This window comes from Hydrogenophaga sp. FG152 (assembly GCF_057809615.1).
Genome location: NZ_JBMDKH010000026.1, coordinates 47598 through 65141, shown reverse-complemented (window position 1 = coordinate 65141; position 17544 = coordinate 47598). Strand labels below are relative to the sequence as shown.

The following is a 17544-nucleotide window of genomic DNA, read 5'->3' as shown; positions in this document are numbered from 1 at the left end:
GCCCCGCCCCCCCGCACCACGCGCACCGATGCGGGCCTCGCGCCCGCATCGGCCTGCCCCGCCTTCACCCACAAGTACCCCATGAAGACTGACCAAGCTTCCGCCGCCCCGGCCATCGACATCCAGGGCGTCCAGAAAACCTACCCCAACGGCACTGTGGCCCTGCAGCCGGTGGACCTGACGGTGCGCGAAGGCGAATTCGTCACCCTGCTCGGCCCCTCGGGCTGCGGCAAGAGCACGTTGCTCAAGATGATCGCCGGGCTGCTCGAACCCACCAGCGGCAGCCTCAAGCTGTGGGGTCAGGGCGTCAATCAGCTGGAGAAGTCGGGGCACCGCCTGGCCTTCGTGTTCCAGTCGCCCACGCTGATGCCCTGGGCCAGCGTGCAGACCAATGTGCGCCTGCCGCTGGACCTGGCCGGTGTGCCGCGCGCCGAGGCCGACGCCCGCGTGGCCGACGCGCTCGCCCTGGTGGGCTTGTCCAAGTTCGCCAAGGCCTTGCCGCGCGCCCTCTCCGGCGGCATGCAGATGCGCGTGTCGATCGCGCGCGGCCTGGTGGTCGAGCCCACGCTGCTGCTCATGGACGAGCCCTTCGGCGCCCTGGACGAAATCACCCGCCACAAGCTCGACGCCGACCTGCTCGAACTCTGGCAGAAGAAAAACCTCAGCGTCGTCTTCGTCACCCACTCGATCCACGAGGCGGTGTTCCTCTCCAGCCGCGTCGTCATGATGGCCGCGCGCCCGGGCCGCATCGTGGAGGAATTCCAGATCGACCAGCCGTACCCGCGCACGCCGGACTTCATGGTCTCCACCGAATTCAGCCATTACGCGAAGCAATTGCAGGACAGCCTGCTGCGCGCCAGCCGCGACACGACCGAGAACGCACACGCATGAACCCGACGCCCAATACCCCCTTCCTGAAGCAGCCCCGCGTGCAGCGCGTGCTGTACCCGGCCCTGGTCGCCATCGCGCTGGTGGCGCTCTGGCACGGCCTGGTGGTCGGCCTGGAACTGCCGCCTTACCTCGTGCCCTCGCCCGGCCTGATGATGGAGACGCTGATCAAGGACTGGTCCACGCTCTTCAACTCGCTGCTGATCACCATGAAGATCACCGTGCTGTCCTTCGTGGTGGCCGTGGTGATCGGCGTGCTGATCTCCTTCCTGTTCGTGCAGAGCCGGCTGATCGAGACCGCACTGTTCCCCTACGCCGTGCTGCTGCAGGTCACGCCCATCGTGGCCATCGCCCCCCTGATCATCATCTGGGTCAAGCAGCCCACCGCCTCGCTGGTGGTGTGCGCGGCGCTGGTCGCGCTGTTCCCCATCATCTCCAATACCACCCTGGGCCTGCGCAGCGTCGACCCCGACCTGCAGAGCTACTTCAAGATGAACCGCGCCACGCGCGGCCAGATCCTGTGGCGCCTGCGCATTCCCAGCGCCCTGCCCTACTTCTTCGGCGGCCTGCGCATCTCCTCGGGCCTGGCGCTGATCGGTGCCGTGGTGGCCGAGTTCGTGGCCGGCACCGGCGGCACCAACACCGGCCTGGCCTACCAGATCCTCATGGCCGGCTACCAGCTCGACATCCCGCGCATGTTCGCCGCGCTGCTGCTGATCTCGCTCGCCGGCGTGTTCCTGTTCGTGCTCATGGCCTGGCTGACCAAGGTGTCGCTCGGCTCCTGGCACGCCAGCGAAATCGCGCAGGACTGAACCGCATCGAAACAAGACCACACGCCATGACCGTTTCCAGCACCTCCATCGAACGAATCCAGCAGGAACTGCCCGGCCTGGACTGGATCACCGATCCCCTCAAGATCGGCCGCCTCTCGCAGGACTTCTCCTGGTTCAGCCCGGTACTCAAGCGCCAGCTGCTGGGCAAGCGCGCCGACATCGTCGTCAAGCCCCGCACCGAGGACGAGATCCGCCAGGTGGCCTCGGCCTGCGCGCGCCATCGCATCCCGCTCACCGTGCGCGGCAGTGGCACCGGCAACTACGGCCAGTCCACCCCGCTGCACGGCGGCGTGATCCTCGACATGAGCGGCTACAACGCCTTCCTGTGGTCGCGCCCCGGTGTGGGCCGCGCGCAGGCCGGCATCCGCCTGGCCGAGTTCGACAACGCCGCGCGCCCCACCGGCTGGGAGCTGCGCTGCATCCCCTCGACCTTCCGCAGTGCCTCGCTCGGCGGCCTGTTCAGCGGTGGCTTCGGCGGCGTGGGCTCGATCAACTACGGCCCGATCGGCGCGGCCGGCAACATCCTCGGCATCCGCGCGATGAGCATCGAGGCCGAGCCGCAGGTGGTGGAACTGCGCGGCCCCGAAGCCCTGCTGATGCACCACCTCTGGGGCACCAACGGTCTGGTGCTGGAAGTGGAGATGGCGCTGGCGCCCGCCCACGACTGGATGGAGATGATCGTCACCTTCGACGACGCGGACCGCGCGCTGGACTTCGGCAACGCGCTGGCGCACGCGCCCGGCATCGTGAAGAAGAACATCGCCCTGCTGGCCGACCCCATCCCCGCCTACATGGCGCCGCTGGCCGAATACCTGCCCAAGGGCTGCCACGCCGCGCTGCTGCTGGTGGCCGAGTTCTCGGAAGCCGCGGCCCTGCAGGTCATCACCGCCCACGGCGGCCAGGTCACCTACCGCCGCACGGCCGACGAGGTGAAAGCCCAGCACCACACACTGGCCGAGTACTGCTGGAACCACACCACGCTCAACGCCTTGAAAGTGGACAAGGGCCTGACCTACCTGCAGACCACGTTCACGCCAGGCAAGCACCTGGACCAGGTGCGGCGCATCCGTGAGCTGTTCGGCGACGAGGTGCTGATGCACGTCGAATTCCTGCGCAGCATGGACGGCTTCACCACCTGCACCTCGCTGCCGCTGGTGCGCTTCACGACCGAAGAGCGCCTCAACGAGATCATCCAGATCTTCCGCGACAACGGCATCCGCGTGAACAACCCGCACACCTTCATCATCGAGGAAGGCAAGGTCGGCGGCGACCTGCCGCAGAACGTCATCGACATGAAAAAGCGCTTCGACCCGGCCGGTCTTCTCAACCCGGGGAAGATGCGCGCCTGGGGCCTGCCCGACTGAACCCACCCAACCGTCACCTGGAGACCCGCATGAGCACAGGCAAACCCATGGCCCATTACGCCGCCGCCCGACGCGTGGGCGATTTCGTGTTCATGAGCGGCGTCGTGGCCGTTGACCCGGCCGAGCAGCGCACGGTGAGCCGCTACGAGGACATCCCGACCAAGGCGCTGGCCTCCTTGCGCAAGCTGGGTTTTGTCACCGGCCAGATGTCGGTCGACGTGTTCGAGGCCCCGATCGTGTCGCAGAGCTGGTTCGTGCTGGACCGCATCCGCCAGCTCGCCGAGGAGCACGGTGGAAAGATGTCCGACGTGGTCAAGCTGGTGCAGTACTTCCGCGAGCTGTCCCACTACGCGCCCTACAACCGCGTGCGGGGCCTGTTCTACCCGGGCGAACCGCCGGTGAGCACGGTGGTGGAGGTCTCGCGCTTCCTGCCGGGCGACGAGGTGCTCATCGAGGTGGAAGCGACGATGTACCTGCCGCCTCGCTGAGGCTAGCGCCGGCTCAGCAGGCGCGGCACATTCACCACCACCCGCACGTCGCCCGGCGGGAGGCTGGCCTTGATCTCGTGGGCCGGGTCCTGCGTGTCGCGCCAGGTCGGCTCGCCCAGCGGCATGCCCTGGCGCCCGACGATGGCGAACACCTGCGGCGCATTCGCCTTGGCGCCGCGCCGCGTCACCACGGCCACCTCGCCACTGGCCAGGCGCACATAGCTGCCCGGCGGGTAGAACCCGATGTGTTTGACGAACAAGGCACCCAGCGCGTCGGGCTGCTGATCGGGACCCAGGTACAACTCTCGTGCCACCTGCTGCGACAGCAGGCCGCCCCGGCCCTGGCGCGGGCTGATGCAGGCCACGTACACGTCGGCCATCTGCAGCAATCGCTGCGCGAGATCGCCCACCGGTCTGCCGGCCGGGTAACCGCTGCCATCGGGCCGCTCGTGCTGCTCTTCCACCAGGCGCAGCCACAGCGCGTCCGCCACGCCCAGTTCGCGCAACATAGCCGCGCTGCGCAAGGGGTGCTCACGCACCGTCTGGCGCTGGGCATCGGTCAGGGGACCGGTCTGGCGGGCCATCGCGTCGTGCGTGCGCGTCATGCCCATGTTCATGGTCAGCGCGGCGCGGAACAGTGTGGCCTGCTCGGCGGGCGACACCCCCGTGGAGGGGGACACCAGCGCACACAGACCCGCGGAAAGCAGCGCGTGCGTCGCGCTGTAGCCCATGCGGGCATCGAAGAGCAATTGCACCAGCACCAGCAGGCAGTCGTCCGGCGCCGCGTGCCACAGGCGCTGCGCACGCGCGGCCAGCCGCTCGAGCTTGTCGTTGAACTGGGTGGCGGCCGAGCCCTGGTGCAACAGGCTGTTGAGCGACGCGTGCAGGTCGGCCCAGAGCTCCACCGGTCCGGCCTCCTCGCGCGCTTCAATGTGGGGCACCTCCACCGCGTGGCTCACACCCGCGATGCGGTTGAGCGGCGCGTTGTCTCGCACCATGCGGTCCAGTTCGGTGGTGTAGCTGTACGACCAGGCGCGCCAGTCGGCCTCCAGCACCACGGGCGAGTGCAGCATCAGCAGCCCCCGGTGCTGCTCCGAGGTGATCGCTTCGCCCTTGCGCAGCAACAGCACGCCCTTCGGGTCCCACACATTCACGGGAACCGGTTGCTGCAGGGCGATGGCGTCCAGAGGAAGCGACTTGTACATTCCGGTGAATCTACGCCTCGCCCAGGCGACCAAAGCGGGGAATAAACGCCGAAAAGCCCGCAAGTTCGGGCGCTCGCCAGGGGCGCCGGCGCGCCGTGGCCCTCAGCGCCGCAGACCGGCCAGGACGAATTCAACGACATGCCGACGCCGCTCGGCCACCGCCTCCGGCGTTGAAAAATCCATGTCGAACACCGCGCTCAGGGTGTGGTTGTTCGAGAAGAACAGGAAGATGAGCGAGGTCATCGAGATGTAGAACTGATGGGGATCCACGCCCGAGCGGAACAGGCCCGCGCGCTCGCCCCGCTCCAGCATGGCCGCGACCTTCTCGATAAGGGGCGTGTACAGCGCGCGCAGCTTGGTGGATTGCTGGATGTGGCGCCCGTTGTGCATGTTCTCGTCGGACAGCAGCCGGATGAGCTCCTGGTGTTTCTGCACATGGTCGAAGGTGCTCAAGACCAGATGCTCAACCGCCTCGACGGGCCCGCCGCTGGACAGCTCCACGTCCTGGTCGTGCATCCGGAAGGACAGATAAGCCCGTTCCAGCACCTCGACAAACAGGGCCTCCTTCGACCCGAAATGGTGGGCGAGCATCTGCTTGCTGACGCCCGCGCTTTTGCAGATGGCGTCCACCCGGGCGCCCTGGAAACCCTTTTCGGAGAACTCCACGTAGGCGGCGTTCAGCAGATTGCTCCTGGTTCGCTCAGCGTTGCGCCTGCCATCGGAAGGTTCGCGCGACCGGCTCGCCGAGATGAGCGGCGCTGGGGACTTGTTGGGGCTCTCCATGGTTTCGATTATGCAGATTCGACATTTTGATTTTAATCAACCATCCGGATGGTTGACTAAATGGATTTTGTTTTCTAGACTGCGCGTGCCGCGGGTGCTGACGCGTCCATGGAGATCCCGATCACCGACGTGGAGAACTTCCATGTCACCCTGGTGAAGGCCCAGCCGGGCAAAGGCTCGGGCCTGCACCTTCACCAGACCGTCGAAGTCTTCATCCCGCTCTCGGGCACCTGGACGCTCATCTGGGGCGACGCCAGCGAGCACGAGATGACCCTGGGCCAATGGGATGCCGTGTCGGTGCCGCCCCACATCATGCGCGGCTTCCGCAACGACGGCGACCAGGAGGCCTACATCCTCGCGATCCTCAGCGGCACGGACCCCGGCAAGGTGGAGTGGGCCAAAAACGTGCTCGACACCGCCCGCCAGGCCGGCTTCGAGCTGGACGCGCAAGGCCACATCACCCGCACCTGACGCACAGCCCCTCTTTCGTCGAAAGGACATCCCCTCATGATCCAGCTGCTTCTCTCCAAGATCCTCGTGGTGGCCTTGACCGCCGCTGCCGCCCATGGCGCGGCGGCGCAGTCGGCCTACCCCAGCAAGCCCATCCGCATCGTCACGCCGATCGCCCCGGGGGGTTATGAGTGGATCGCGCGGCTTCTCGCGCCCAAGCTCACGGCCAGCCTGGGCCAGCCCATCGTCATCGAGAACCGGGTCGGCGCGAACGGCAACATCGCGATGGACCTCGTGGCCAAGGCACCCGCCGACGGCCACACCCTGCTGTTCGCCTCGACGGGCGCGCTCACGATCAACTCGTCCATCTACGAGCGCATGCCGATGGACCCGATGAAGGATCTGGAACCGGTGGCGCTCGCGGGCACGACGGCCATGCTGTGGGTCGCGAACCCCAACGGACCGATCCGCACGCTGGGCGACTTCGTTCAACAGGCCAAGGCCGCCCCGGGCAAGCTCGATCTGTCGATGGGCGCCAGCGGATCGCTCAACCACCTGGTCTTCGAAGGCATGCGCCAGCGCCATCGCCTCGACGTGACCGTCGTTCCCCACAAGACCGCGCCCGAGGCGCAGCTGGCGGTCATCAGCGGCATGCTGCCCATCATGGTCGACGCGGTGTCCACCGGTGCGCCGCACGTCAAGTCGGGCAAGCTGCTGCCGCTGGCGGTGACCTCCGCGACCCGGGTGGAGGCCCTGCCCAACGTGCCGACCGCGAAGGAGCTGGGACTGGACGATCGGGAGTACCTCGGCTGGTACGCGTTCATGGCGCCCCGGGGCACACCGCCTCAGGTCATCGCGCAGCTGAACCAGGCCATCAACGAGGCCTTGAAAGCGCCCGACGTGCAGGAAAAGATGCGCAGCGCCGGCACCGAACCCACGCAGCGCACGCCCGAGGAGTTCCGCCACTTCATGGTGGACGAGCAGAAGAAATGGGGCGGCATTGCCAAGGCCGGCAACGTGAAGGTGCAATGAGTGGACGCATTCGCCCAGGGCATCAAAGGGTTCGGCGAGGCGTTGCGGCGCGGCGCGGTCACGAGCGAGCAGGCGACGCAGCAGTACCTTGCCCGCATCGCCCAAAGCCAGCCGAAACTCGCGGCATTCCGCCGCGTGAGGGCCGAGGAGGCGCTGGCGGAAGCCCGCGCCCTGGATGCGGCGCTGTCCGAGGGAGACGACCGTGGCCCCCTGATGGGTGTGCCCATCGCCATCAAGGAGATCATCGCCGTCCAGGGTCTGGGCTGCAGCGTCAACTCGTCGCTCGACGTCGCCGACCTGCTGCCGGCGCAGGGCCCTCTCGTGCGCGCGCTTCGCGCCGCTGGCTGCGTCATCCTGGGCACGACGGTCTCCACGGAATTCGCCCTGGCGACGATCAACTGGAACGACCCGGGCCCCTGGAACCCGGTGGATGCCGCCACGCGCCGCCTGTGCGGCGGGTCCAGCCATGGTTCGGCGGTGGCCGTGGCGGCGCGCCTGTGCGCCTTCGCCGTGGGCACGGACACCGGCGGATCGGTGCGGGTTCCAGCGGCGCTGTGCGGCGTGGCCGGGTACAAGAGCACCCGGGGCACCTGGTCGACCGAGGGTGTTTTTCCAGCGGCACCGTCCTTGGACTCGATGGGCGTGCTGGCCGCGAGCGTGGCCGATTGCGCCACGGTGGCGAACGCGATCAAGCCCTCGCCACGCGCTCTGCCCGTCCCTCTGCTCGGCTTGCGCCTGGGTCTGCTGCGCGAGCGCGATGGCGAGCCCTTGGACGCAGCGGTCCAGGAAGCGCTCGACGACACCGTCGAGTGGCTGCGAAAGGCCGGTGTGGTCGTGTCGCCCATCGAGCCTCCGGGAGCGGAGGACGTCGCGGCACTGTTCTCACGGCTCATGCCGGCGGAGTTCGCGCGGGTGTTGGGCAAAGAGCGGTTGCGCGCCGGCCTCGGCTCGCTCGACCCGGTGACCGCCGCTCGCGCCGCGGCCGAAATCGACATGGACCCGGCGGAGCTGGACGCCTTGCGGCGACACACCGCGCAATGGCGGCGCCAGGCGCAAGCACAGATGGCGGGATTCGACGCCTGGATGGGTGCCACGACCCCGATGTTGCCCGGCCCCCGCAACGCCTTGCGCTCGCTGGACCAGGCCTTGCAATGGAACCGGCGCGTCGGGCGCCACACCCGGCCCGTCAACGTGTTCGATCAATGCGCGATCAGCATGCCCATCCCGACGCGGGAAGGCTTCCCGGCCGGCTTGCAACTGATTGGCAGGCACAGTGAAGACCCGCACTTGCTGGCCATCGCCCACGCCATCGAAAAGCTGCTCCACCCGGGCTGACAGGCAAGAAAAAAGGACTGGCGATTTCTCGCAAGTCCTTGTTTCTCCAGCGCCTTGTCTGGTGGGCGGTGCAGGGTTCGAACCTGCGACCCCTGCCGTGTGAAGGCAGTGCTCTACCACTGAGCTAACCGCCCGATTGATCTGACCGATCTCTCGGAAGCCTCAAATTATAGCCGGTTTTTCAGCCGTTTCAGGCGGCTTGCATCGAACGCCACACCGTTTTGCCTTTGCTCGCCTTGTCCAGCTCGGCCAGCACCCCTTCGTGGGCCTGGCTTTCCTGCTCGTTGGCCAGCAGCACCGGCAGCTCGAAGCGGCTCAGGTCCAGCGCCTCGGTCTGCCCATCCTCGCCCGGCGCATCGCCCAGGTCCATGAGCAGCGCGTCCTGGCCGCGCGTCATGTTGATGTAGACGTCGGCCAGCAGCTCGGCATCGAGCAAGGCGCCGTGCAGCGTGCGGCCCGAGTTGTCCACGCCCAGGCGGTCGCACAGGGCGTCCAGCCCGTTGCGCTTGCCGGGGAACATTTCCTTGGCCATCACCAGGCTGTCGGTCACCTGGCCGAGGATGGTGGTGATGGGCGGACGGCCCAGGCGCTCCATCTCCTTGTTGAGGAAGCTGATGTCGAACGGCGCGTTGTGGATGATCACTTCCGCGTCGCGCAGGTAGTCCAGCAACTGGTCGGAAATGGCCGCGAACTTGGGCTTGTCGCGCAGGAACTCGTTGCTGATGCCGTGCACCTTGAGCGCGTCCTCGTGGCTGTCGCGCTCGGGGTTCAGGTAGAAATGCAGGTTGTTGCCGGTGAGCTTGCGGTTGAGCAGCTCCACGCAACCGATCTCGATGATGCGGTCGCCGTTCTCGGCCGACAGACCGGTCGTTTCGGTGTCGAGGACGATCTGGCGCATCAGTGGTTCTCTTTGGCGTGGTTGATCGAGTACTTCGGGATTTCCACCGTCAGGTCGTTCTGCGCCACGATGGCCTGGCACGACAGGCGCGAGTTGGGCTCCAGGCCCCAGGCGCGGTCGAGCAGGTCTTCTTCGGTCTCCTCCAGCTCGTTGAGGCTGTTGAAGCCTTCGCGCACGATCACGTGGCAGGTGGTGCAGGCCGCGCTCATGTCGCAAGCGTGTTCGATGTTGATCTTGTTGTCCAGCAGGGCTTCGCAGATCGAGGTGCCCGCGGGCGCCATGATGCTGGCGCCCTGGGGACAGTATTCGGGATGGGGCAGGATCTTGATCGTGGGCATGGGGACGTTGTGTTTCAGACTTCTTCGAGTTTCTTGCCAGACAGGGCCTGCTGGATGCCCCGGTTCATGCGCAGCGCGGCGAAGGGCTCGGTGGCCTTGGCGAGTTCGGTCGTGGCGTTCTCGATCGCGTTGGCGTCGTCGCCCTGCGCGGTGGCCGCCAGCGCCGCCATGAGGTCGTCGATCTGTTGGCGTTCGGCGGGCTGCAGCAGGTCGGCATCTGCGGCCAGCGCGGTGCGCGTGGCGGCGATCATGCGATCGGCGTCCACACGGGCCTCGACCAGCGCGCGCGCCTGGATGTCCTGCTGCGCGGTAGCGAAGCTGTCCTGCAGCATGGCGGCGATCTGCTCATCGCTCAGGCCGTAGGCGGGCTTCACGTCCACACGGGCTTCCACGCCGCTGCCCTGCTCTTTCGCGCTCACCGACAGCAGGCCGTCGGCGTCCACGGTGAAGGTCACGCGGATGCGCGCGGCGCCGGCCACCATGGGCGGGATGCCGCGCAGCTCGAAGCGCGCGAGGCTGCGGCAGTCGGCCACCAGGTCGCGCTCGCCTTGCACCACGTGCAATGCCAATGCGGTCTGGCCGTCCTGGTAGGTCGTGAAATCCTGCGCCAGCGCGGTGGGGATGGCGCTGTTGCGCGGCACGATGCGCTCGACCAGGCCGCCCATGGTCTCGATGCCCAGCGACAGCGGGATCACGTCCAGCAGCAGCAGATCGCCGTCCCGGCTGTTGCCCGCGAGCGCGTTGGCCTGGATCGCGGCGCCCAGCGCCACCACTTCGTCCGGGTTGAGGTTGGTCAGCGGCTCGGTGCCGAAGAATTCGCCCACCGTGCGGCGGATCACCGGCATGCGGGTCGAACCTCCGACCATCACCACGCCTTTCACCTCGTCCTTGGCCGTGCCGGCGTCGCGAAGCACCTTGCGCACCGCCGTCATCGTGCGCGCGGTGAGCGCGGCGGTGCAGGCCTCGAAATCGCCCGGCGTGACCGCCTGTTCGATGGCCTGGCCCGCCACGCTGGCGCGGAAGGTCTCGCTCGCGACCGACGACAGTGCCTCTTTCACGCGGCGCGCCTCGGCATGCACGGCAGCCCGCTCGGAGGCATTGAGCTCGGCGCCAACGCCCTGCTGCGCCAGCACCCAGGCGGCCAGCGCCTGGTCGTAATCGTCACCGCCCAGGGCCGAATCGCCGCCGGTGGCCATCACCTCGAACACGCCCTTGGTCAAGCGCAGGATGGAGATGTCGAAGGTGCCGCCGCCCAGGTCGTAGATGGCGTAGACGCCCTCAGAGCCGTTGTCCAGGCCATAGGCGATGGCGGCGGCCGTGGGCTCGTTGATCAGGCGCAGCACGTTGATGCCCGCGAGCTGGGCCGCATCCTTGGTGGCCTGGCGCTGCGCGTCGTCGAAGTACGCGGGCACGGTGATCACCGCGCCATACAGGTCGTCGTCGAAGCTGTCCTCGGCGCGAAAGCGCAGCGTGGCCAGGATCTCGGCGCTGACTTCCATCGGCGTCTTGCGGCCGGCCACGGTCTCCACCACGGCCATGCCGTCCTGGTCGACCACGGTGTAGGACAGCTTGTCCACATCGGCCACCTGTGAGCGGCGGCGACCCATGAGGCGCTTGACCGAGCTCACGGTGTTCGCCGGGTCCTGCACCTGCGCGGCCAGTGCCTCGAAGCCGATCTGCCGGCCCGAGCCGCCCTGCGCGGGATCGAGGTAACGCACCACGCTGGGCAGGATCACGCGGCCATCGGCCGCCGGCAGGCATTCGGAGACGCCGTGGCGCACCGCGGCCACCAGCGAATGCGTGGTGCCCAGGTCGATGCCCACCGCCACGCGCCGCTGGTGCGGGTCGAGCGACTGGCCGGGTTCGGAAATCTGCAGAAGCGCCATGGGTCAACGGTCATTCAAAAGGGGGAACTGGCTATTGTCCCAGCAGATCGATCCGGTTCTCCACATCGCTGGCAAAGCGCTCAACGAACATAAGGGCTCTGACCTGTTGGGCCAGCGCGGGCCAGTCCTGCAGGTCGTCGGCCGTGGTCTGCAGTTCCTGCAGCATCGCGCGCCGCGCGGTGGCCACCTCGTCGGCCATGCGCTCCAGGTCGTCCAGGCCCTCGGCCTCTTCCAGCTCTTCGCGCCACTGCATCTGCTGCATCAGGAAGGCGGCGGGCATGGCGGTGTTGTTCTCGGCCTGGATCGGCGCGCCATGCAGTTCACACAGGTAGGCCGCGCGCTTGAGCGGGTCCTTCAGGCGCTGGTAGGCCTCGTTGATGCGCACCGACCATTGCATGGCCTGGCGCTGGGTCTGGGCGTCGGCGGTGGCGAAGCGATCGGGATGGGCTTCGCGCTGCAGGTCTTTCCAGCGCGCGTCGAGCGCGGCGCGGTCCACCGCGAAGCGCGGGCTCAGGCCGAAGATCTCGAAGTCGTTCGATTGCAGGTTCATCGATGGATAAGCGCCTGTGGGACTGAGGGGCGCCTTCCAGAGCCGGCGCGGAACCGGCTTTGCCGGGCCGCTGCCGGCGCCCCCTGAGGGGGTCGCGCGAAGCGCGGCGGGGGTGAGTCTAAATCCTGAAGCTCTCGCCGCAGCCGCAACGGTCGCGCTCGTTCGGGTTGTTGAAGCGGAAGCCCTCGTTGAGGCCTTCGCGCACGAAATCGAGCTGCGTGCCGTCGATGTAGGCCAGGGCCTTGGGATCAACCAGCACCTTCACGCCGTTGTCCTCGAACACCACGTCTTCCGGCGCGATCTCGTCGGCGTACTCCAGCTTGTAGGCCATGCCGGAGCAGCCCGTCGTCTTCACCCCCAGGCGCACACCCACGCCCTTGCCACGCTTGGCGATGTAGCGGTTGACGTGCCGTGCGGCAGCTTCTGAAATCGAGATGGCCATTTTTGTGCTCACTCCATGGCGCCGCATCTGCGAGGCGTCTTCTCAAGCACACGCCACAGAACCGGCTTTGCCGGGCTGCGGGCGTGGTCCCCTTGAGGGGAAGACGCGAAGCGGCGCAGGGGAATTCCTTAATTCACGTGTTTCTTGCGGTAGTCGTCCACCGCGGCCTTGATGGCGTCTTCGGCCAGGATCGAGCAGTGGATCTTCACCGGCGGCAGGGCCAGCTCTTCGGCGATCTGACTGTTCTTGAGCGCGGCGGCCTGGTCGAGCGTCTTGCCCTTGACCCACTCGGTCACCAGCGACGACGAGGCGATCGCCGAGCCGCAGCCGTAGGTCTTGAAGCGCGCGTCCTCGATCACGCCCGTGGTCGGGTTGACCTTGATCTGCAGCTTCATCACGTCGCCGCAGGCCGGGGCCCCCACCATGCCGGTGCCCACCGAGTCGTCGCCCTTTTCGAAGGAGCCGACGTTGCGCGGATTTTCGTAGTGATCTACCACTTTGTCTGAATAAGCCATGGTGTTTTCTCCTTCAATGCGCTGACCACTGGATGGTGGACAGGTCGATACCGTCTTTGAACATTTCCCACAGCGGGGACAACTCGCGCAGCTTGGCCACGTTTTCCTTGATGGTGGCGATCGCGTAGTCGATTTCCTCTTCGGTCGTCCAGCGGCCGATGGTCATGCGCAGGCTGCTGTGCGCCAGTTCGTCGCTGCGGCCCAGGGCGCGCAGCACATAGCTGGGCTCCAGGCTGGCCGAGGTGCAGGCCGAGCCCGACGACACCGCCAGACCCTTGATGCCCATGATGAGCGACTCGCCTTCGACGTAGTTGAAGCTCATGTTGAGGTTGTGTGGCACGCGACGCGTTTCATGGCCGTTGATGAACACCTCTTCCACGTCCTTCAGGCCGGCGACCATGCGGTCGTGCAGGGCCTTGATGCGCTGGTTCTCTTCGTGCATCTCGGCCTTGGCGATGCGGTAGGCCTCGCCCATGCCCACGATCTGGTGGGTGGGCAGCGTGCCCGAGCGCATGCCGCGCTCGTGGCCACCGCCGTGCATCTGCGCTTCGATGCGGATGCGCGGCTTGCGGCGCACGTAAAGAGCACCGATGCCCTTGGGGCCGTAGGTCTTGTGCGAGGTCAGGCTCATCAGGTCGACCGGCAGCGTCTGCAGGTCGATGTCGACCCGGCCGGTGGCCTGCGCGGCGTCCACGTGGAAGACCACACCCTTCTCGCGGCAGATCGCGCCCAGGGCGGCAATGTCCTGGATCACACCGATTTCGTTGTTCACGAACATGACCGAGGCCAGGATGGTGTCGGGGCGGATCGCGGCCTTGAAGGCGTCCAGGTCGACCAGGCCATCGGCCTGCACGTCGAGGTAAGTGACTTCGAAGCCCTGGCGCTCCAGCTCGCGCATGGTGTCGAGCACGGCCTTGTGCTCGGTCTTCACCGTGATGAGGTGCTTGCCCTTGGTCTTGTAGAACTGCGCCGCGCCCTTGAGCGCGAGGTTGTTGGACTCGGTCGCACCGCTGGTCCAGACGATTTCGCGCGGATCGGCGTTGATGAGGGCGGCGACCTGCTCGCGCGCGGTCTCCACGGCCTTCTCGGCCTCCCAGCCCCAGGCATGGCTGCGCGACGCCGGGTTGCCGAAATGTTCACGCAGCCAGGGAATCATGGCGTCCACCACCCGCGGATCGCAGGGGTTGGTGGCGCTGTAGTCCATGTAGATGGGAAAGTGCGGAGTGCTCATGGAAGGACGGTTCGTGGGCTTGTCGGTGAAAAGAGGGGGCGGCGGGGTCGAGCGCCCCGGTCAGGCCGGGTTCATTTCGAGAACGCGGCGCCTCCGAGGGCAAAGACCGAGTTGGGGGCGTTCACTCGGATCGGCTTGACCACCGGCGCGCTGGAAATCGCCCGCTTGATCAGGGGTGCGTTCTCCACCACGACGCCCTTGGCGAGCTGCTCGTCCACCAGCGACTGCAGGGACACCGAGTCGAGGAAATCAACCATCTTGGCGTTGAGCTGCGCCCACAGTTCGTGCGTCATGCAGCGGTGGCCTTCGCCCAGGCAGTTTTCCTTGCCGCCGCATTGGGTGGCGTCGATGGGCTCGTCCACGGACACGATGATGTCGGCCACGGTGATGTCGGCCGCCTTGCGGCCCAGCGTGTAGCCGCCGCCGGGGCCACGGGTGGATTCCACCAGTTCGTGGCGGCGCAGCTTGCCGAACAGCTGTTCCAGATAGGACAGCGAAATCTGTTGCCGCTGGCTGATAGCCGCGAGCGTGACGGGACCATTGTTCTGGCGCAGGGCCAGATCGATCATGGCGGTGACCGCGAAGCGGCCTTTGGTCGTGAGGCGCATATTCAAGCTCCTTGAGATGTTGGCTTGACCGTCGTGGCATGGTCCAACGGGTAAGAACCCCCTGAACCCCTTCTCCACCCACCCCGATCCGTTGCGGATCTGTTATCGAAGGCTTTCCCGACTGTTTTCGTCGAGTATACCTCAAAAGCCTAGTGTTTTGCTCAGCATTTTACTGGTAAACCCTTCCCCCGTTCCCCGGGGGCACCAGTTCGGTGCTCAGGGAATGTTGTCGGTACCCGGGGCACCGAACACCTGGGCCTTGAGGTGGGCGAGTTGGTCGCGCACGCCGGCGGCCTTTTCGAACTCCAGGTTGCGGGCGTGTTCGAGCATGAGCTTTTCCAGCCGCTTGATCTCGCGCGCCACGTCCTTCTCGCTCATCTCCTCGACGCTGGCGCGCTGGGCGCTCTCGGCGGCCAGGCGATCGGCCTCCCGGCCCGCCTTCTCGCTGTAGACCCCGTCGATCAGGTCCTTGATGCGCTTGTTGATGCTGCGCGGCTCGATGCCCATGGCCAGGTTGTGGGCGATCTGCTTGTCGCGCCGGCGCTGGGTCTCGTCCATCGCCCGCTTCATCGAGTCGGTGATGCGGTCGGCGTACAGGATGGCCTTGCCGCCCAGGTTGCGCGCGGCGCGGCCGATGGTCTGGATCAGGCTGCGCTCCGAGCGCAGGAAACCTTCCTTGTCGGCGTCCAGGATGGCCACCAGCGACACCTCGGGAATGTCCAGCCCTTCGCGCAGCAGGTTGATGCCCACCAGCACGTCGAAGGCGCCCAGGCGCAGGTCGCGGATGATCTCCACCCGCTCCACGGTATCGACATCGCTGTGCAGATAGCGAACCTTGACGCCGTTTTCCGTCAGGTAGTCGGTGAGCTGCTCGGCCATGCGCTTGGTCAGCGTGGTGATCAGCACGCGCTCGTTTTTCTCGACGCGGATGCGGATTTCCTGCAGCACGTCGTCCACCTGGTGAGTGGCCGGGCGCACCTCCAGCTCCGGGTCCACCAGGCCGGTGGGGCGCACCACCTGCTCCACCACCTGGCCGGTGTGGCTTTTCTCGTAGTCGGCCGGGGTGGCCGAGACGAACACCACCTGCCGCATGCGCTGCTCGAACTCCTCCAGCTTGAGCGGGCGGTTGTCCAGCGCGCTGGGCAGGCGGAAGCCGTATTCCACCAGCGTGGTCTTGCGCGCGCGGTCGCCGTTGTACATGCCGCCGAACTGGCCCATGAGCACGTGGCTCTCGTCCAGGAACATCACCGCGTCCTTGGGCAGGTAGTCGGTCAGCGTGGACGGCGGCTCGCCCGGGGCGCTGCCCGCGAGGTGGCGCGAGTAGTTCTCGATGCCCTTGCAATGGCCCACTTCGCTGAGCATTTCCACGTCGAAGCGGGTGCGCTGCTCCAGCCGCTGGGCTTCCACCAGCTTGCCCTCGCCCACCAGCTGCTTGAGCCGGTCGGCCAGCTCCAGCTTGATGGCCTCCACCGCGTGCAGCACCTGCTCGCGCGGCGTCACGTAGTGGCTGCTGGGGTAGACGGTGAAACGCGGGATCTTCTGGCGCACCTTGCCGGTGAGCGGGTCGAACAGCTGCAGCGTCTCCACCTCGTCGTCGAACAGTTCGATGCGGATCGCCATTTCCGAGTGCTCGGCGGGAAACACGTCGATGGTGTCGCCGCGCACGCGGAACTTGCCGCGCGAGAAGTCCTGCTCGTTGCGCGCGTACTGCATGCGCACCAGCTGGGCGATCAGGTCGCGCTGGCCGATCTTGTCACCGGTGCGCAGCGTCATCACCATCTGGTGGTAGCTCTCGGGCTTGCCGATGCCGTAGATGGCCGAGACGGTGGCCACGATCACCACGTCGCGCCGCTCCAGGATGCTCTTGGTGCAACTGAGCCGCATCTGCTCGATGTGCTCGTTGATCGCGCTGTCCTTCTCGATGAACAGGTCGCGCTGCGGCACGTAGGCCTCAGGCTGGTAGTAGTCGTAGTAGCTGACGAAGTACTCCACCGCGTTCTTCGGGAAGAACTCCCGGAACTCGCTGTAGAGCTGCGCGGCCAGCGTCTTGTTGGGCGCGAACACGATCGCCGGGCGGCCCAGCCGCGCGATCACGTTGGCCATGGTGAAGGTCTTGCCCGAGCCGGTCACGCCCAGCAGGGTCTGGAACACCTCGCCGTCGTTGACCCCCTCCACCAGCTGGCGGATGGCCTCGGGCTGGTCACCCGCTGGCGGGTAAGGCAGGAAGAGCTCGAACGGGGAACCGGGAAACGTGAGGAACTCGCCCTCGGGGGGCGCGTCGCTCACCCCTTCAATCAGCGGGTCTTTCGGCGTCGGAGGCAGGGTCGTCTGGGGCATCGGACGATTGTGCCGGATGGTCGCTTTCGGCGCTGGCGCCCGGGGGGCGCGGGCGGCGCACGCCGGGTTTGGCCAGGATCTCCACATAGGCCTGCGCCCCACCCTCGCGCGCCACGGCGTCCAGCTGGCCGATCAGGGCCGAGAGGTGCACCACCTCGGCGGTTTCCTTGGTGGCGCCAAAGCGGCAGTCGAAGTCCAGGAAATCGGCACCCTCGGGCAGTTCGCGGCGGCGCTCGCGCTTGAGGTATTTGCGGATCTCGTGCTTCACGGCTTCCAGCACGCGATCGCGGTGACGGCCTTCTTGGGTCAGGGGGAAGATTTTTCTCATGGAGGGCGCGATTATGCGCGCCGGGGTATCCTG

At 66.8% G+C, this 17544-nt stretch carries 19 protein-coding genes and 1 tRNA gene; 7 read left to right on the top strand and 13 right to left on the bottom strand.

The annotated features are described in order from the left end of the window. Positions 1 to 81: 81 nt before the first annotated feature. Genes ACODTB_RS24125 through ACODTB_RS24110 form a run of 4 tightly spaced genes read left to right on the top strand, consistent with a single transcriptional unit; the run spans position 82 to position 3573 of the window. Entirely contained in the window at positions 82 to 891 is an 810-nt protein-coding gene (locus tag ACODTB_RS24125; protein WP_488929821.1) for an ABC transporter ATP-binding protein, read from the top strand. Further along, positions 888 to 1700: an ABC transporter permease gene (locus tag ACODTB_RS24120; RefSeq protein ID WP_291121779.1), complete on the top strand. Its 813-nt coding sequence runs from the start codon at positions 888 to 890 to the stop codon at positions 1698 to 1700. The genes ACODTB_RS24125 and ACODTB_RS24120 overlap by 4 nt, the downstream gene beginning before the upstream one ends. A 26-nt stretch (positions 1701 to 1726) precedes the next feature. Beyond that, complete coding sequence (locus ACODTB_RS24115) at positions 1727 to 3085, top strand: FAD-binding oxidoreductase (RefSeq protein ID WP_291121778.1); 1359 nt, start codon at positions 1727 to 1729, stop codon at positions 3083 to 3085. Positions 3086 to 3114: 29 nt separating this feature from the next. Further along, positions 3115 to 3573 (top strand): RidA family protein, encoded by a 459-nt coding sequence (locus ACODTB_RS24110; RefSeq protein WP_291121777.1) that lies wholly within the window; start codon positions 3115 to 3117, stop codon positions 3571 to 3573. A gap of 2 nt (positions 3574 to 3575) precedes the next feature. Here the strand turns inward: ACODTB_RS24110 and ACODTB_RS24105 are convergent, their stop codons facing one another. Continuing rightward, positions 3576 to 4778, bottom strand: coding sequence for an HD-GYP domain-containing protein (locus tag ACODTB_RS24105; RefSeq protein WP_291121776.1), 1203 nt, complete (start codon positions 4776 to 4778; stop codon positions 3576 to 3578). A gap of 102 nt (positions 4779 to 4880) precedes the next feature. After that, a complete protein-coding gene (locus tag ACODTB_RS24100) occupies positions 4881 to 5561 on the bottom strand; it encodes a TetR/AcrR family transcriptional regulator (RefSeq protein WP_488929820.1) in 681 nt (226 codons plus the stop codon). 108 nt (positions 5562 to 5669) lie between these two features. Here ACODTB_RS24100 and ACODTB_RS24095 point away from each other — a divergent pair, with 108 nt between their 5' ends. From ACODTB_RS24095 to ACODTB_RS24085, 3 genes are read left to right on the top strand one after another with little or no spacing between them, the layout of a single operon-like run. Further along, positions 5670 to 6032, top strand: a complete 363-nt coding sequence (locus ACODTB_RS24095; RefSeq protein WP_488929819.1) for a cupin domain-containing protein — start codon at positions 5670 to 5672, stop codon at positions 6030 to 6032. A 36-nt stretch (positions 6033 to 6068) separates the two neighbouring features. Further along, a complete protein-coding gene (locus tag ACODTB_RS24090; protein ID WP_291118513.1) occupies positions 6069 to 7043 on the top strand; it encodes a Bug family tripartite tricarboxylate transporter substrate binding protein in 975 nt (324 codons plus the stop codon). Further along, positions 7044 to 8378, top strand: a complete 1335-nt coding sequence (locus ACODTB_RS24085; RefSeq protein ID WP_291118516.1) for an amidase — start codon at positions 7044 to 7046, stop codon at positions 8376 to 8378. A gap of 59 nt (positions 8379 to 8437) precedes the next feature. Here ACODTB_RS24085 and ACODTB_RS24080 read toward each other — a convergent pair. The 11 genes from ACODTB_RS24080 to ACODTB_RS24030 form a co-directional block, all read right to left on the bottom strand. After that, a tRNA-Val gene (locus ACODTB_RS24080) sits at positions 8438 to 8512 on the bottom strand. Between the two features lie 56 nt (positions 8513 to 8568). Then, positions 8569 to 9276, bottom strand: coding sequence for a DNA polymerase III subunit epsilon (dnaQ, locus tag ACODTB_RS24075; RefSeq protein WP_291118519.1), 708 nt, complete (start codon positions 9274 to 9276; stop codon positions 8569 to 8571). Beyond that, a complete protein-coding gene (gene fdx, locus ACODTB_RS24070) occupies positions 9276 to 9614 on the bottom strand; it encodes an ISC system 2Fe-2S type ferredoxin (protein WP_291118522.1) in 339 nt (112 codons plus the stop codon). Before fdx ends, dnaQ begins: the two co-directional genes overlap by 1 nt. A 14-nt stretch (positions 9615 to 9628) precedes the next feature. Beyond that, complete coding sequence (gene hscA, locus ACODTB_RS24065) at positions 9629 to 11500, bottom strand: Fe-S protein assembly chaperone HscA (RefSeq protein ID WP_291118525.1); 1872 nt, start codon at positions 11498 to 11500, stop codon at positions 9629 to 9631. Between the two features lie 31 nt (positions 11501 to 11531). After that, a complete protein-coding gene (gene hscB / locus ACODTB_RS24060) occupies positions 11532 to 12050 on the bottom strand; it encodes a Fe-S protein assembly co-chaperone HscB (RefSeq protein ID WP_291118528.1) in 519 nt (172 codons plus the stop codon). A gap of 118 nt (positions 12051 to 12168) precedes the next feature. Next, complete coding sequence (iscA, locus tag ACODTB_RS24055) at positions 12169 to 12492, bottom strand: iron-sulfur cluster assembly protein IscA (protein WP_066272849.1); 324 nt, start codon at positions 12490 to 12492, stop codon at positions 12169 to 12171. 128 nt (positions 12493 to 12620) lie between these two features. Continuing rightward, a complete protein-coding gene (gene iscU, locus ACODTB_RS24050; protein ID WP_291118536.1) occupies positions 12621 to 13007 on the bottom strand; it encodes a Fe-S cluster assembly scaffold IscU in 387 nt (128 codons plus the stop codon). Between the two features lie 13 nt (positions 13008 to 13020). Then, entirely contained in the window at positions 13021 to 14238 is a 1218-nt protein-coding gene (locus ACODTB_RS24045) for an IscS subfamily cysteine desulfurase (RefSeq protein WP_291118539.1), read from the bottom strand. Between the two features lie 71 nt (positions 14239 to 14309). After that, positions 14310 to 14846, bottom strand: coding sequence for a Fe-S cluster assembly transcriptional regulator IscR (iscR, locus tag ACODTB_RS24040; RefSeq protein WP_066272853.1), 537 nt, complete (start codon positions 14844 to 14846; stop codon positions 14310 to 14312). A gap of 216 nt (positions 14847 to 15062) precedes the next feature. After that, a complete protein-coding gene (gene uvrB, locus ACODTB_RS24035; RefSeq protein ID WP_291118543.1) occupies positions 15063 to 17183 on the bottom strand; it encodes an excinuclease ABC subunit UvrB in 2121 nt (706 codons plus the stop codon). Beyond that, the gene (locus ACODTB_RS24030) at positions 17137 to 17511 is read right to left on the bottom strand and encodes a DUF6172 family protein (RefSeq protein ID WP_291118546.1); all 375 of its coding nucleotides are present in this window, start codon (positions 17509 to 17511) and stop codon (positions 17137 to 17139) included. Before ACODTB_RS24030 ends, uvrB begins: the two co-directional genes overlap by 47 nt. Positions 17512 to 17544: the final 33 nt, after the last annotated feature.